Annotated in this window: 15 protein-coding genes; 2 read left to right on the top strand and 13 right to left on the bottom strand. The window is 33.4% G+C overall.

Annotation, left to right across the window (positions count from 1 at the left end; genetic code table 11):
• Positions 1-20: 20 nt before the first annotated feature.
• From gmk to IHE43_RS03785, 3 genes are all read right to left on the bottom strand, one after another.
• Complete coding sequence (gene gmk, locus IHE43_RS03775) at positions 21-593, bottom strand: guanylate kinase (RefSeq protein WP_072969820.1); 573 nt, start codon at positions 591-593, stop codon at positions 21-23.
• A gap of 91 nt (positions 594-684) precedes the next feature.
• A complete protein-coding gene (locus IHE43_RS03780) occupies positions 685-1,545 on the bottom strand; it encodes a YicC/YloC family endoribonuclease (RefSeq protein WP_192186749.1) in 861 nt (286 codons plus the stop codon).
• Positions 1,546-1,842: 297 nt separating this feature from the next.
• Positions 1,843-2,193: an arsenate reductase family protein gene (locus IHE43_RS03785; protein WP_192186750.1), complete on the bottom strand. Its 351-nt coding sequence runs from the start codon at positions 2,191-2,193 to the stop codon at positions 1,843-1,845.
• A gap of 76 nt (positions 2,194-2,269) precedes the next feature.
• Here IHE43_RS03785 and IHE43_RS03790 point away from each other — a divergent pair, with 76 nt between their 5' ends.
• Entirely contained in the window at positions 2,270-2,725 is a 456-nt protein-coding gene (locus IHE43_RS03790) for a DinB family protein (protein ID WP_192186751.1), read from the top strand.
• A 32-nt stretch (positions 2,726-2,757) separates the two neighbouring features.
• On the opposite strand, the gene IHE43_RS03795 is transcribed toward IHE43_RS03790, so the two are convergent.
• From IHE43_RS03795 to IHE43_RS03820, 6 genes are all read right to left on the bottom strand, one after another.
• Positions 2,758-3,249, bottom strand: coding sequence for a septal ring lytic transglycosylase RlpA family protein (locus IHE43_RS03795; protein ID WP_192186752.1), 492 nt, complete (start codon positions 3,247-3,249; stop codon positions 2,758-2,760).
• A gap of 87 nt (positions 3,250-3,336) precedes the next feature.
• Positions 3,337-3,759, bottom strand: a complete 423-nt coding sequence (locus IHE43_RS03800) for a hypothetical protein (RefSeq protein WP_192186753.1) — start codon at positions 3,757-3,759, stop codon at positions 3,337-3,339.
• 106 nt (positions 3,760-3,865) lie between these two features.
• On the bottom strand, positions 3,866-6,616 hold the full coding sequence (locus IHE43_RS03805) for a TonB-dependent receptor domain-containing protein (protein WP_192186754.1): 2,751 nt from the start codon (positions 6,614-6,616) through the stop codon (positions 3,866-3,868).
• A 322-nt stretch (positions 6,617-6,938) separates the two neighbouring features.
• The gene (gene pgi, locus IHE43_RS03810; protein ID WP_192186755.1) at positions 6,939-8,582 is read right to left on the bottom strand and encodes a glucose-6-phosphate isomerase; all 1,644 of its coding nucleotides are present in this window, start codon (positions 8,580-8,582) and stop codon (positions 6,939-6,941) included.
• A 130-nt stretch (positions 8,583-8,712) separates the two neighbouring features.
• Positions 8,713-9,216, bottom strand: a complete 504-nt coding sequence (locus tag IHE43_RS03815) for a lipocalin-like domain-containing protein (protein ID WP_192186756.1) — start codon at positions 9,214-9,216, stop codon at positions 8,713-8,715.
• A 10-nt stretch (positions 9,217-9,226) separates the two neighbouring features.
• On the bottom strand, positions 9,227-9,787 hold the full coding sequence (locus IHE43_RS03820) for a short chain dehydrogenase (protein ID WP_192186757.1): 561 nt from the start codon (positions 9,785-9,787) through the stop codon (positions 9,227-9,229).
• A 67-nt stretch (positions 9,788-9,854) separates the two neighbouring features.
• On the opposite strand from IHE43_RS03820, the gene IHE43_RS03825 reads away from it, so the two are divergent.
• On the top strand, positions 9,855-10,727 hold the full coding sequence (locus IHE43_RS03825) for an AraC family transcriptional regulator (protein ID WP_225585367.1): 873 nt from the start codon (positions 9,855-9,857) through the stop codon (positions 10,725-10,727).
• Positions 10,728-10,742: 15 nt separating this feature from the next.
• On the opposite strand, the gene IHE43_RS03830 is transcribed toward IHE43_RS03825, so the two are convergent.
• Genes IHE43_RS03830 through IHE43_RS03845 form a run of 4 tightly spaced genes read right to left on the bottom strand, consistent with a single transcriptional unit; the run spans position 10,743 to position 14,339 of the window.
• On the bottom strand, positions 10,743-11,363 hold the full coding sequence (locus tag IHE43_RS03830; RefSeq protein ID WP_192186758.1) for a hypothetical protein: 621 nt from the start codon (positions 11,361-11,363) through the stop codon (positions 10,743-10,745).
• 21 nt (positions 11,364-11,384) lie between these two features.
• A complete protein-coding gene (locus tag IHE43_RS03835; protein ID WP_192186759.1) occupies positions 11,385-12,605 on the bottom strand; it encodes a peptidoglycan DD-metalloendopeptidase family protein in 1,221 nt (406 codons plus the stop codon).
• 22 nt (positions 12,606-12,627) lie between these two features.
• The gene (locus IHE43_RS03840; protein WP_192186760.1) at positions 12,628-13,569 is read right to left on the bottom strand and encodes a tryptophan 2,3-dioxygenase family protein; all 942 of its coding nucleotides are present in this window, start codon (positions 13,567-13,569) and stop codon (positions 12,628-12,630) included.
• A complete protein-coding gene (locus IHE43_RS03845; RefSeq protein WP_192186761.1) occupies positions 13,569-14,339 on the bottom strand; it encodes a DUF3108 domain-containing protein in 771 nt (256 codons plus the stop codon). The genes IHE43_RS03840 and IHE43_RS03845 overlap by 1 nt, the downstream gene beginning before the upstream one ends.
• Positions 14,340-14,572: the final 233 nt, after the last annotated feature.

Here is a 14,572-nt window from a genome sequence, read left to right on the forward strand (position 1 = left end):
TACTACTTACTAATTACTCTTTACTTAGAAACAAAGTCTTTTACCAATTGATACGCTTCTTCTTTAGCAGTATCTAAATCGTAGTTTTTGATAATAGTATCAAATTGTGGTGCTGTTGCTAATTCTACAGAAGCTTTTGCAATTCGCATATTGATTTTGTCATCACTTTCAGTAGAGCGTTGTTTTAAACGGCGCTTTAATTCATCAACACTAGGAGGTTTTACAAATACGGCTAAAGTTTGTTCCGGGAATTTATGTTTAATACGCAATCCACCGGCAACATCAATGTCAAAAATCACGTTTTTTCCTAAAGCCCAGATTCTTTCAATTTCAGCTTTTAAAGTACCGTAAAAATTATCGCGGTACACTTCTTCCCATTCCAGGAAATCTTCGGCTTTAATGTGTTTTTTGAATTGTTCTAACGAAATAAAATAATAATCTTTTCCGTGTTCTTCTTCTCCGCGTGGGTCGCGTGAAGCCGCTGAGATCGAAAATTCTAAATTTAAATCTTCTTTCCCAAGTAAATGCCTTACTATAGTTGTTTTTCCTGATCCTGACGGTGCTGAAAAAACAATTAATTTTCCTTTGTTCATTCTTTATGCTTTAGGCTTTAAGCAGTACGCTTTAAGCTTTTAATTGATGTCGTTATTTAGCTTATGGCTTATTGCTTATAGCCTATAGCGTTTACAATACATTCAAAACTTGTTCCTTAATCTTCTCCAATTCATCTTTCATCATCACCACCAATTTCTGCATTTGAGCATGATTTGATTTAGATCCCATCGTATTGATTTCACGCCCCATTTCCTGAGTAATGAAACCTAATTTACGGCCATTAGCTTCAGTACCTTTAATAGTTTCTAAGAAATAGTCTAAGTGATTTGTCAAACGCACTTTTTCTTCTGTAATATCAAGTTTCTCTAAGTAGTAAATCAATTCCTGTTCGAAACGATTTTCATCCACATTTACTTTCAATTCAGAAATGGCAGTTTGCAAACGATCTTTTATGGCCTGAACACGTTCCGGATCAAGTGCTAAAGCGTCGTTCATATATTGACGGATATTTCCAATTCGAAGATTAAATTCTTTTTCAAGCGATTCGCCTTCGTCTTTTCTAAAATTCAAAATATTTTGTAAAGCTTCCTCAATGATAACCTGAATCTGATCCCAATCGTTTTCATCGATTTCTTCGCGCTCTGTTTTTAGTGTATCAGGCATACGAACAGCCATTTTCATTAGTTCCGTTTCGTCCGCATCAGGGTAAACTTCTTTAAGTTGTGCGATGTAATTTTTTACAACAGGAACGTTTACTTTCGTCGAAGTTTGTTCAGAAGTGCTTTCAATGTAAATTCCGAAATCAATTTTCCCTCTCTCCAGTTTAGTTGAGATTTGAGTTCTTAAACCTAATTCCATCTCACGATAAAGAGAAGGCATTCTAACGTTTAAATCTAAACCTTTGCTATTTAAGGATTTTACTTCTACAGTGATTTTTTTTGTAGGCAATTGCAAAGAAGCTTTGCCGAACCCTGTCATAGATTGTATCATATAATTGAGAATAAAGGCGCAAAGATAATTAAAACTTTGCAGTGTTGCGCTGTAATTCAGTAAAGTGTGAAATGTGAAATGGCGTAAGGCTTTTTTTGCCGGGGATATATAAGAAGTTACACAGTTTTTAAGGCTAGTTTGGGCGTGACCGTATTTACAAAAGGCGCTATGCAGCAAACGCTTATGGCGCGCCTTTCGCAAATACGGTCGGGCTATCCGCGCTACTTCGGTAGCCAGCTCCTATCCCTCACGCAACCCCCGGACTAAAATTTCATGGCTTGATTAAATTGAAATAATCTAACTCAAAGCCTTCATTACCTGCAATGTGACAGGCTGGCTGTTGCCAATAAAAATTTTCCCGTCAATAATAAAAACCGGACGGCTTAAAAAGGTGTAATGTTCCAGAATGTATTTTTTATAATCTTCCTCTGTTAACGATTGATTTTTCAAATCCATTGACTTGTACAGTTGCGCTTTTTTGCTGAACAACGCTTCATAACTGCCAGCAAGCTGATACATTTCTTCAAGCTCTGCTTCCGTAATCGGATTTTGTCTGATGTCACGAAATTCCAGATTATGATTCGCCGGTAAGCCTTTTATGATTTTTCTACAGGTGTCGCAAGATGCTAAATAATATATTTTGTTCATGATTTTTAAATTTAGTGACTACAAAGAAAATTCATTTGAAACTGAAAAATGCCTAATTTTAGAAAAAATTATAACTATGAATTCAGTTTTTGAAGTACAAAAAACCATTAGAGAAATTCTTTTGAAGATTTTAGACAATCATTCATTAGAACAGTTAAACAAAATCCCAACAGGATTTGGTAATAATTTAATTTGGAATATAGCACATTGTGTGTCTACACAACAAGTTTTAGTTTATAAATTATCAGGTTTGCCAATGCTGGTTTCCGAAGATTTTATAAATAAATACAGAAAAGGAACCAAGCCGGAAGGCGATGTTTCGCAAGCAGAAGTAGATGAAATCAGAACTTTGCTCTCAACAACTTTAGATCAGGTTCAGAAAGATTTTGCTGATGGCATTTTTCAAAATTATACTGAATATACCACCAGTATGGGTTACACTCTGAAGGATATTAAGGGAGCTTTGGATTTTAACAATTATCATGAAGGAATTCATACCGGAATAGTAATGAGTATTAGAAAGTTTGTATAAATAAAGAAATCCCGCTATAAGGCGGGATTTCTTTATTCTATTATAGTCTCAATAGTGACTTTCATTGCACCGGAACCTTTGCTTCGGGTAATGTCCATAAAAGCTCTTTTTGAAAGGTCTAATTCGCGGGTTTTAACAAACGGGCCTCTGTCTGTTATTTTCACAATAACAAACTTTCCATTGGCTTCGTTTGTCACTTTTATTCTGGTTCCAAATGGAAGTTTTTTGTGCGCAGCGGTGTATTTATTGTTGTCAAATCTGCTTCCGTCTGCAGTTTTTCTGCCTGTAAATTTATCGGCATAATAGGAAGCATGTGCATTTTTTTTGTATGGTTTTAATTTTAAACCATTGTCTGTAAAAACAGAATCGATAGGTAAAGCGATTTGGCCTGTTTTGTTGTTTTTAATAGTGTCCTGCGTAATTTTAGGCTCTGTTGACCTGACTTGTTGACTCATAACGTAAGTAACGCAACTTAAAAAAGTTATAGTAAATGCGCTGAGTAAAATGTTTTTTTTAATTCTCATGGGTTATTCTTTTTCAGACTTGGGGAGTTTGTACAAATAATATGCCGAGATAAAAAAAGCCCTATTTTAAGGGCTTTAATTGGTTTTTTAGAACCATAGGTTCCAAGGAATTCTACTTAATATAAGTAATAATCCTAATCCGTAAAAAATAGCAAAAGTTTTAAACTTCGCTTCGCTATTAATTAATTTTTTATGTTTTGACCAACCAATAGTGATCAGAATAATTGCTATAAGATTAATTATAGGGTGCTCTAATGAAGTCAATCGAAGTTCAGCATTAGACATTTCTCCAAAAGCAGCTTTTCCAAGAGGAGAAACAAAATAAAGAATTAAACCAATCAATAATTGAGTGTGTGTCCCTATTAAGGCAAACAAAGAAATCTTTCGATCTTTGGCAGTAAACTCTTTTTTAGAAGTTAATCCTAAAATAGCATTTACAACTGCAATTAATAAAAGTAATAATGCCAGATAAGCCCATCCAGAATGGAATTTTTGTAGAAAATAATACATAAAACAGGTTTTTTGTTCAAAACAAATATAACAAAAAAGGCTATAAAAAAACGGCATCAAACTTAAAAGTCAATGCCGTTTATGATATTTATTTAGATTCTAAATATTAGAAATCGTAACGTAAGCTAAAGTTCCAGGTTCTACCAAAACCAAAATATACCTGGTTTGTAGTAGCGATACCTTTGTATGTTGATACAGTAGGCACGTCAGCTGCAAATATATTTGTTTTTGATTCAGCAATGTAAGTATAGTCAAATACGTTGTTTACATTTAATCTGAATCCAACTGAATTACTTTTGTTTTTTCCTACCAGTAATTTGTAAGATAAACCAGCATCAGTTGTATTGTAAGAAGGTAATTCTAATGCACCCCTGTTAGTTGCAGAAGTAAATGCTCCCGGAGAGATCGCAGCATACAGTTTATCAAAGTAGTTGATATTTGCGTCAACACTAAAGCGTGGAATAATTTCGTAAGTTGCCCCAAAAGAAGCTGTTGTTGCAGCAGCATCACCAACTCTTACACCATCAAGGTATAATGTTGTAGCAGTTCCACCACCAATAGGATTGTTTCCTGAATCGTAACGATTACTTGTACTTGTTCCTTCATATTGCCAGTCTCCAACAGAGAACATACCAGTAAGCGTAAGGTTAGGAAGTACTTTAGCAGTACCAGCGAACTCAATACCTGAGTGGATTTCTGTAATTCCAGCGAAATCATAGTATCCTCCAGGGTTGGTTACATCTCCATCATTAGACCTTTGGTATCTGTCTTTCCATGAAGTACGATATATGTCTACGTTTGCAGTAAAAATTCTTGAACGGAAACCGTAACCAGCTTCTACACCAAAGATCTTTTCGTTTGTCAAGTTACCATTTACTAAAGATGCATTGTTTGGATAAACTGCATTAAAGAATGGTTGTTTTGAGTAATATCCTGAATTAACATATACATTATGGTGCTCATTAATGTTATAGTTAACACCACCTTTAACATTACCACCAAGGATATTTTCGTAACCTGTACTAGATAATGGATTAGAAGATAGATATTTAAAGTAATCAACTCTTTTAAATCCTTGTTGAGAAAGTGCTCCCTGAACGAATGCTGTAAAATTATCTGTAGAATATTCTAATTGAGTAAATCCACCATACCATACTACATTACCATCATTGTAGAAGTTGATCTTTTGCTCATCATCTGTGCTTTTAAAAACGTTCCAGGCTGGGTACGTAGAATAAGTCTCTGTTAATACTCTATTAGGATTGTTAACATCAAAATTGTCAAGATAAGAAGTAGCACCTAAAAGATTATTTACGTTTTGATAGTGAATTCCTTTGTAACCTCTCACGTCAACACCAATATCCCAAGTTAAATGGTCAGTGAATTTTTTGTTGAAGTTAATAATTGCACCATACCAGTTGTGTGAGTTAACTGAAGAAATTTGAGATATACCAGTTGTAGAGTTTGTAAGTGAACCTGTAGCTGAACTGTTTTGAAATTGACCACTTGTACCGTTAGTTGTACGTGTATAGTTTGTTCCGTTAATGTTTACAGTTTGCCCTGAGTTATAGGCAACGATTTTATCATAATCAATTAAACCGTCAGCAGTTCTAAATGCATTATTTACATAGTTAAAACCTCTAATACCACCTGCTCCTCTGGAACCTCCTCCACGTCCGAAAGAAGCGTAAGCTACAGTTGATAATTTAGAAGTTTCATTAATTTTGTAATCCCAGTTTAATGAAACAATAGGCTTGTGATAGTAATTTCTTACCATATTAAATTCTTGCCCATTTTTATATCCCCAGTCAGAGTTATATTTGATGTTTGGATCAGTAGCTGAACCATATTTTTGATACTGTGCGATCGTAATGAAAGTTGATCTTTGATTGTGCCATTGTGGAGCACCAGTTACAGTAAGTTGGAAATCATGTTTGTTGTTTTTTGTAGCATAGCCAAGACCAATATAATAGTTGTCTCCGTTAAATTTTGTTCCGTCAACATATCCATCTCCTTGAGTGTGGCTGTATAATACAGATGCAGAGAATCCGTTGTCTAATTTACCGGTGTTGTATGCAACGTTTGATTTGAAGAAATTATCGTTTCCTAAAGTAGTACTTATAGTACCAGCTTGTTTCAAATCTGATGCTTTAGTTATGTAGTTCATGGTTCCTCCAACAGAAGCAATTGCTAATTTTGAAGAACCTAAACCTCTTTGAACCTGAATGTACGAAGTTACGTCTCCTAAACCAGCCCAGTTACTCCAGAAAACAGCTCCATTTTCCATATCGTTAACTGGCATACCATTAACCATTACAGCTATATTATTTTGGCTAAATCCACGAATTGTAATTCTAGAATCTCCATAACCACCACCAGATTTAGTTGTATAAACAGATGGAGTGCTTTTTAACATTTCAGGAATCTCCATGTTTCCTAATTTTGCCTGAATTTCAGCGGCTTTAATTGTAGAAACTGCAACAGGAGTTTTTCTGTCTTTTGCAATATCTATTGTAGTACTTTTTACTACAATTTCGCTCAATTCGTTTGAGTTAGATGCTAAAACGATTGTTCCTAAATTAGCAGTAGATCCACTAGCTACTGAAAATTTTACAGTTTGGCTTTGATAACCTAAAAAAGAAATAACGATTTCTCCTGTACTACTTGTTGCATTAAGAGTAAATTTACCGTCAAAATCTGTAGAAGTAGCTGTTGTAGAGCCTTTAATCACTACGTTAGCTCCTGGCAAAGAACCCGTACCGTCGGTAATTGTACCAGTAATTTTTCCTTGAGAAAATGCGGTTGAAACTATCATGAACAATAGTCCAGTAAGTAACCAATTTTTCATTGTCTTCATTTGTTATTTAGTTTATTGTTTTTGGCAAAATTATAACAAATAACTCAGATAGTGTTATCAAAATGTTAAGAAAAGCAAGTTTTATCTAATGTGTTGCGCATTAAAATGATTTTTTCTTTTTTCATTAAATAAAACAATAGTTTTTTGAATTTCGGTACTTGTTTTTTGTTAAAATCATATTAATCTGAACAGTGCTGTAGGTGTTAACTTGCAATAGTCGGTTGTTAGATATGTTTAAGAGGCTTTTTTATACGAAAAAAACGCCTTAATTTATGTTAAATTAAAGCGTTTCAGTAAGTTATGGAAAACCCTAAAAAGTCTACTATTTGTTCTTCAAAAAGTGGTTCAACAAAAATGATGTTGAGCTATCATGATTATTCACCGTTTTTGAATTTATTTCATCTAAAATTGAATTTGCCAATTGTTTTCCTAATTCAACTCCCCATTGATCAAAGCTGAAAATGTTCCAGATAACACCCTGAACAAAAATCTTATGCTCGTATAAAGCAATTAACGAACCTAAAGATTTCGGTGTTAATTTTTGAATCAAAATGGTATTAGTTGGTTTGTTTCCTGTGAAAACTTTAAAGGGCAATAAATAAGATGCTTTTTCTGCAGAAAGTCCTTGTTTATCAAATTCAGCCTGAACTTGTGCCGGAGTTTTTCCGTTTAATAAAGCTTCGGTCTGAGCAAAAAAGTTTGACATCAATTTATCATGGTGATCTTCGTTTCCGTATAACGGTTTTACGAATCCGATGAAATCTGTTGGAATTAATTTTGTTCCCTGATGAATTAACTGAAAAAATGCATGTTGTGAGTTCGTTCCCGGTTCTCCCCAAATAATAGTTCCGGTTTGATAGTTTACAGGCTTTCCATCACGGCCAACACTTTTACCGTTACTTTCCATAGTTGCCTGTTGCAGGTATGGAGCTAATTTTTGTAAATATTGAGTATAAGGAATCAAGGCTTCGCTTTCAGCTCCGAAGAAATTATTATACCAAACACTTAACAATGCTAAGATTACCGGAATATTTTCGTCAAATTCAGCCGATTTGAAATGGTCGTCCATTTCATTAGCACCTTTCAATAATTCATTATAATTATCAAAACCAACCGCCAAAGCTATACTTAAACCAACGGCGCTCCATAAAGAAAATCTTCCTCCAACCCAATCCCACATTGGGAAAACGTTGTTCGGATTAATTCCGAATTCGGTTACTTTTTGAATGTTTGTTGAAACAGCCACAAAGTGTTTTGCAATGTCTTCCTGAGAAGCCGATTTTAAAAACCATTCTTTGATAGTTTCAGAATTTGATAAAGTTTCCTGAGTCGTAAAAGTTTTAGAAACAATTAAAAATAAAGTACTTTCAGGGTTTAACTTTTTGATTACTTCATTTACATGATCACCATCAACATTCGAAACAAAATGTAGATTTAAGTGATTTTTATAGAATTGCAAGGCTTCAACTGCCATAACCGGACCAAGATCTGAACCTCCAATTCCAATATTAACAATGTCGGTGAAGGCTTTTCCGGTAAAACCTTTTCTTTCTCCCGAAATAACTTCGTTTGTAAAGTTTTTGATTTTATTTTTTACTTCGTAAACTTCCGGAATTACATTTTCTCCATCAACTTTGATAACTGCTGATTCCGGCGCACGTAATGCTGTGTGTAAAACGGCTCTGTTCTCTGTTTGGTTGATGATTTCTCCACTAAAATATTGAGAAACCGCATCTTTCAATCCAATTGAATTTGCCAATTCTAATAAAAGCGAAATAGTTTCCTGACTAATATTATTTTTAGAATAATCTACTAAAAAGTCATTCCATTGTAAATTGAATTTTTCAACACGTGCATTATCTTGTTGAAACAATTCTTGTATCGTTGTTTCGTGAATTGCATTATAGTGGTTTTGCAGATTTTTCCACGCTTCAGTCCCGGTTGGGTTTGTTGTGTTTAAAGCCATTTTTGTATTTAATTGAGAAGTGGTTATAAGTGGTTTTTAAAAACACAAAAATACTGAAATAACTCGTAATAGGGTAAAGCTTCACAATTATATAACAAATAGTTACGAAAACGTTTTTTATGAATCTACATCACAATTTTTTCCAGACAACTTCAGCCGTAACAGATTTTCCGCCTTGCGTTGTGTTGGTTACAACATATTTAAGTTCATTATTTAGAAAAGAATACGATCTCTTTTGAATTGTTCCTTCCCAGTTTGGGAACGATGCCGTTTTTATTTTAAAAATAATAATCTTGTTCGTTTCATCAATTTCATATTCCCCAAAATGGGTATTACTTCCCTGAACAATCGAAGCATTTTCTTCTGGTGTGCATTTGTTTTTATCGCCCGAAATTATTTTTGGTCTTTCATTTTTATATATTTCAATAGCATAATTCCCTTTTCCATCAAAAAATAAAATGCCTTTCGGATTAACATCATAAGGAAGATTTTTTGTTCCATCTGAATTTATGTTTTCAACAGAAACCAAAGTCCAGGAACCTAAAATTTCTGTTTTCATCACTGATTTTGTTTGTTGAGCAATAGCTGTATTTAGAGCTAAAAGCAAGAATAATATAGTTGTTGACTTTTTCATCTTTAAAATTTTAATAGTTTACTTTGATAATTTCTCCATTTATTCCCTCATCAATACTTTTTGAATAAGCACTAATTAAATCTTCAATCGGAATGTCTGAAACTTTTGCGGGACTAACGGCATTTATTCTAATTCCTCTTTCTAATTCAAGTGAAGCTGAAAGCACAAAACTGTTAATCGCACCATTAACAATTGCTTTGCAACTATTGTTTTTTACTGGTTTATCGGCCATTTTTCCGGAAGTAAGTATAAATGATCCGTTATCGTTTAAATGTTTTTGTCCAATTAAAACCAGATTGATTTGTCCCAGTAATTTATTTTTAATGCCAATATTTATTTTTTCTTGGTCAACCGAAAGTAAATCTCCTGTGTAACAATCGCCAGCGGCACATATACAGGTATCAATATTTTTAATTTCGCTGAATAACTTTTCTATAGAATTTGAATCTGATAAATCGATTCTAAAATCACCGCTGTTTCTTCCGGCCGAAATAATTTCATGATTTTTTGCCAAAGCGGGTTCTAGTATTTTACCAATTATTCCGCTTGCTCCAATTAAAAGAATTTTCATTTTGTAGTTTTTAAGTTCTTATCTGAAACAAAATTAGGAGATTAGCTTTCGTCTAAAATTGTACTAATTGGTACTAAAATTGTATTTTAGCAGTATGACAGATAAGAATTTATATCTTCCTTTTGAAGTTGACTTTAAGGAATTAGAGCAGTTTCCGAAAACAATTCGGAAAAACAATTTCTTTGAATTGATTTATGTTGTCGATGGAACCGGAATTCAGATTATAAACAATAATAAATTTCAGTACCAAAAAGGGAATCTGTTTCTTGTAACACCGCAAGATGTTCATTCATTCGAAATTTCAACGGTAACGAAATTCTTTTTTCTTCGGTTTAATGAATATTATGTCAAAGCAAATTCTCAAAACCCACAAAGTGAAACGGTGTTGCGAATGGAATATATTCTTCAAAATGCAAGTCATCGACCAGGATGTATTCTCAAAAATAAAATTGACAAACCTTTAATCGCTTCACTTATTGAAAGTATTATTAATGAGCAAAGTAATCAACAGATTTACCATCAAAGAATTATCGAGCAAATTGTTAATGCAATTATAACTGTTGTGGCAAGAAATATAGCCTTGAAACTACCGAAGAATATTAAGGAAACTACGGGAGAAATGGTTCTTGAAATTTTGCATTATATTCAGGAAAATATTTACGATCCAAAGCAGTTAAAAGCAAATATAATAAGTGAACAATTTAATATTTCACTTCATTACTTAGGAAAATATTTTAAGAAACAAACCGGCGAAACGCTTCAGGAATACATTTCAAATTACAAATTAAGATTGATTGAAGCTAGACTTTTAAACAGCGATATGCGCATTAATGAAATTGCAGATGAATTGCATTTTTCTGATGAAAGTCACCTGAATAAAGTTTTCAGAAAACATAAGGGAATTAATCCGTCGGAATTTAGAAAGAAGTTTTGTAAATGATCTATTTGGTTTCGATTACCAAATTTTCCACCAGGGCTTTTTATTAACTTCAATAATTTTTTTCTCGGTATTGATTTCGATTCTTTTAGGTGATTCAATTTTGATTTTCGAATCATCAAAAAACAATTCACCATTATTATTCATTCCAAGAGGAGATTTTGTCCTTTGTTTCCAATCTTCAGTTTGAAGTTCTGTAACTAATTCCAAATGAATTTTATCCTTAAATTTTTTTCGTGCTTTTTCTATAATTTCTTCTTCCAGATTTGAAGATGAATTTTTAAAAAGCGAAATCGAATTGTCTGGAATGTTTAAAAGGAAAACCTGTGTTTTATTTTCAATTTTCTGAATATCCAATATTTTAAAGTAAGCGATAGTATCTAAAAGAAAATGACCAATTTTTGCAGAGTCAGGATTGAATTTTGATAAATCTTTTGGATGGGCACTTGCAATTAAATATCTGATATTTCCAGAAAGTCCACCGCCCATAGATGACATATCAGTAAATCCTTTTTCCTGAATTATTTGTCCAATTTTATAATTTGAAATTAAATTGTCGGGCAAATCAGTATCTCTGTAAAATAGTTTTAAACCTGAAAAAGTTTCATTGTAAATTGCTTTAAGACGTGCATTTTTCATTCTACTTTCGATTTCAGAGATTTACAAATTTCCAATACTATCCAATTCTCTTTTCAATGGCTCCATTTGTTTTAAGAAACGCGTTTTGTCATTTCCTGTCAACGATTCTCCGGTTGGCAAGTTCAATCGAAGTGCATCAACCTGAATTCCGTTTTTCCAGAATCGGTAACAAACGTGTGGGCCAGAAGCTAATCCTGTACTTCCAACTAATCCGATAGTTTGTCCTTGTGTAACGCGTTGACCGCGACGCACGAGAATTCTTGACATATGCAAATATTGAGTAGAGTAGGTTCCGTTGTGTTTTACTTTTACGAAGTTTCCATTTCCTGCAGTATAACCTGTAGCTTCTACAACTCCGGATGCAGTTGTAGAAATTGGTGTTCCGGTTGGAGCGGCATAATCAGTTCCTTTATGTGCTTTCCAGGTGTGTTGCACAGGATGAAATCTATTCATTGTAAATCTGGAAGTGATTCGGCTGAACTTGATTGGTGTTTTTAAGAAGAAGTTTTTCAGTGTTTTTCCCTGATCATCATAATATTCGACTTTTCCTGAAAGTGTATCTTTTTCAAAAGGGAAGGCGTATACGATTTTTCCTTTGTATTCAAAAAAGGCGGCTTCCAGATCTTCAACGCCATCATAAGTTTTATTATTAATAAAACGCTCGGTAAAAATCAGACCGTAACGATCTCCTTTTTTAAGTTTGAAGAAGTCAATTGACCATGAAAACACTTTGGTGATTCTGCTGGCTAAAGCTGTTTCTACACTTGCATTGCCTAAAGTTTCAGACAATGAACTTTTTAAAACGCCACCTATTATTTTGCGTTTAAAGGTAACCGGTTTTATTTTTTTATAGGCTTTCGCAATACTATCTCTGAAATCAACGACGTAATAGGTTAGTGCATCTGGCTGATAAATGAAAACTTGTAATTTGTTGGTTTTATTTTTAGAGCGAAGAAGGGTATAGGGTTTGTTATACCGAATAGTTCTAACATTAAACGAATCTTTTACCTGTTCAACAATGTTATAAACCTGTTTGTCTCCAATATTTTGATTTTGAATAATGGATCCAAAAGAATCTCCTTTTGATATGGTGTCATTAACAACATTAAAGTCGGCGTAATTAAAACCAAATTCTACTTTTTTAGTTTTTGGTTTGGTGATTTTAGTTTCAACTTTTTCATCGTTTTTATTACATGAAAATATTGATAATAAAACGATTATAATTACGAATGCTTTTTTCAAACTTTTTAATTTTTTTGGGAAATTAAATGGTTTCTTCATTTCCCCAATTGGACAATTCATCTTCGGTCCACAATTTAGGAAAAAAGATGCGTCTTTGGTATTTTGGATGCATATATTTTTGCCAGTCACTTCCGCCGGTGGCTTCGCCGTTGCCTTTTCCGCTTTCCAAAATGTACTTTCTTGCAGTGTTTAGATGCTGCATAACCCAAGTAATATTCACGGTTTTGTCATAATGACGCATTGCCTGAATCAATTCATCATTCTGTTGATCTTTTTCTGGTAACTGGGTAAATTTTTGCCAAATGTTTTTAGTTTTGAAGGAAGACATTTGTCTTAAAAACTGGTCTTTATATTTTTTTTCGAATTCCTGCAGTAAATATGATTTTTCGCCTGTTTGATAATCTTTACCTGCTGCTTGCCAATATAAATGCTCGAAACTAGTTTCTAAATCAGTATGTTCATCAAAGTTTGCTTTGTATCTGCGATCTGTTAAATTGATTACATCAGTAGAAGCAAATTCAATTAAGCGATATTGCGCACTTTGAAATCCACTTGCCGGAGTCAGCGTGTTTCTGAATTTCATATACTGATCGATATCCATTCCGTTTTCCATAATACTGAACGAATTGGTAAGCATATCAAAATAACGAGTGATTCTTGATAATCTTTCACTAAAAAAGTCCACCTGAATATTTTCTGTGTCGGCGATTTGATCTATTTCCCACAAAATCATCTTAAAAATTAATTCGTTTACCTGATGGTACATAATAAAAACCATTTCATCAGGAAGTGTGGTGCGTTGTATTTGTAAATTTAAAAGCGCATCAGTTTGAATATAATCCCAATAGGTAATTGGTTTTGACCAAAGCAAGCCTTCAAGCTGTACGTCTGTTTTTTGATTTATAGCTTGAAATTTAAGGTCAATTTCTTTTAAGATTGATTCTGAATGATCAGTAAGGTTCATTATTTTTTTGCTTTAAATGGATATTTCAATCCTTTATATTCGTCGAGATCTGCTTTCAGGGATCCAACGGCAAGATCCGCTTTTATTCGTACCGGAACTTTATTATTGTCGTCTGTTATCCAGAGCGTTACGCTCTCTTTTTCTTTAAAAACTCTTCCTGTTTGTACCAGTGGTTTAAATACCATAGTAGAAACGGTTCCAAATTTAGTTGTAATATCCTGACGACCTATATATTTTAACTTAAATTTTGTGATTTCTTCATCAAAGAACATGTCAATTGTAATAGCATCGCCTGATTTCAGTTTGTCAATATTAGGATGATTTCGCAGATAATAAAAAGAGGAAATTATATCCTGCACATTATCATTAATAACAATTGTTTTTTCAGTCTTTCGTTTGTAATCTTTTACCAACACCCGATTTTCTGCCTGATTGAAAATTCCTTCCTGGTTTTTCGTATAACCACCTTCGTCTATTTTTCTAATATAACGGTATGGACTGCCGGTTTCCCTGTCAAAATAACTTTCATATAAATCTTCTACTTTAAAGAAAAACTTAGACATGCCGGTTGTATAACCTTTACCCACAGCATGATGTACCTTTTTATTGTTTATTGTAGCTTCTTTAATTTCGAGTGTAGCATAACCTGCATTGACAATTCCGTAGTGAATTCTGAATTTGAAGTATTCTCCCGTACCAAATGCATCTTCTTTTTGAGTGTCAAATGCCAGGGTAGTGAGAATTAATATGATGAGAACTAGCTTTTTCATAGTACAATCTTTACATTTATTATAAAGGTAATTAAATGCAAATTCTATTCCAAATGTACCTAAACAAAAAAACTCAGTCAAGGAATGACTGAGTTTTTATGCTATTAACTAACCAAAAAACTATAAATTATGAAATTTATATCAATTCAGAAGGAAACCACCCCTTCTTGATTTGCGAGTGCAAAGATATGCAGAAAGTTCAAAAAAGAAATAGCAAAAGGCGAGTTTAACAT

Source organism: Flavobacterium sp. MDT1-60 (genome assembly GCF_014844035.1).
In the GTDB taxonomy this organism is placed as follows: domain Bacteria; phylum Bacteroidota; class Bacteroidia; order Flavobacteriales; family Flavobacteriaceae; genus Flavobacterium.

Coding starts and splice junctions, on each gene's coding strand:
- gmk (WP_072969820.1), bottom strand. CDS start 593: ATGAACAAAGGAAAATTAATTGTTTTTTCAGCACCGTCAGGATCAGGA.
- IHE43_RS03780 (WP_192186749.1), bottom strand. CDS start 1,545: ATGATACAATCTATGACAGGGTTCGGCAAAGCTTCTTTGCAATTGCCT.
- IHE43_RS03785 (WP_192186750.1), bottom strand. CDS start 2,193: ATGAACAAAATATATTATTTAGCATCTTGCGACACCTGTAGAAAAATC.
- IHE43_RS03790 (WP_192186751.1), top strand. CDS start 2,270: ATGAATTCAGTTTTTGAAGTACAAAAAACCATTAGAGAAATTCTTTTG.
- IHE43_RS03795 (WP_192186752.1), bottom strand. CDS start 3,249: ATGAGAATTAAAAAAAACATTTTACTCAGCGCATTTACTATAACTTTT.
- IHE43_RS03800 (WP_192186753.1), bottom strand. CDS start 3,759: ATGTATTATTTTCTACAAAAATTCCATTCTGGATGGGCTTATCTGGCA.
- IHE43_RS03805 (WP_192186754.1), bottom strand. CDS start 6,616: ATGAAGACAATGAAAAATTGGTTACTTACTGGACTATTGTTCATGATA.
- pgi (WP_192186755.1), bottom strand. CDS start 8,582: ATGGCTTTAAACACAACAAACCCAACCGGGACTGAAGCGTGGAAAAAT.
- IHE43_RS03815 (WP_192186756.1), bottom strand. CDS start 9,216: ATGAAAAAGTCAACAACTATATTATTCTTGCTTTTAGCTCTAAATACA.
- IHE43_RS03820 (WP_192186757.1), bottom strand. CDS start 9,787: ATGAAAATTCTTTTAATTGGAGCAAGCGGAATAATTGGTAAAATACTA.
- IHE43_RS03830 (WP_192186758.1), bottom strand. CDS start 11,363: ATGAAAAATGCACGTCTTAAAGCAATTTACAATGAAACTTTTTCAGGT.
- IHE43_RS03840 (WP_192186760.1), bottom strand. CDS start 13,569: ATGAACCTTACTGATCATTCAGAATCAATCTTAAAAGAAATTGACCTT.
- IHE43_RS03845 (WP_192186761.1), bottom strand. CDS start 14,339: ATGAAAAAGCTAGTTCTCATCATATTAATTCTCACTACCCTGGCATTT.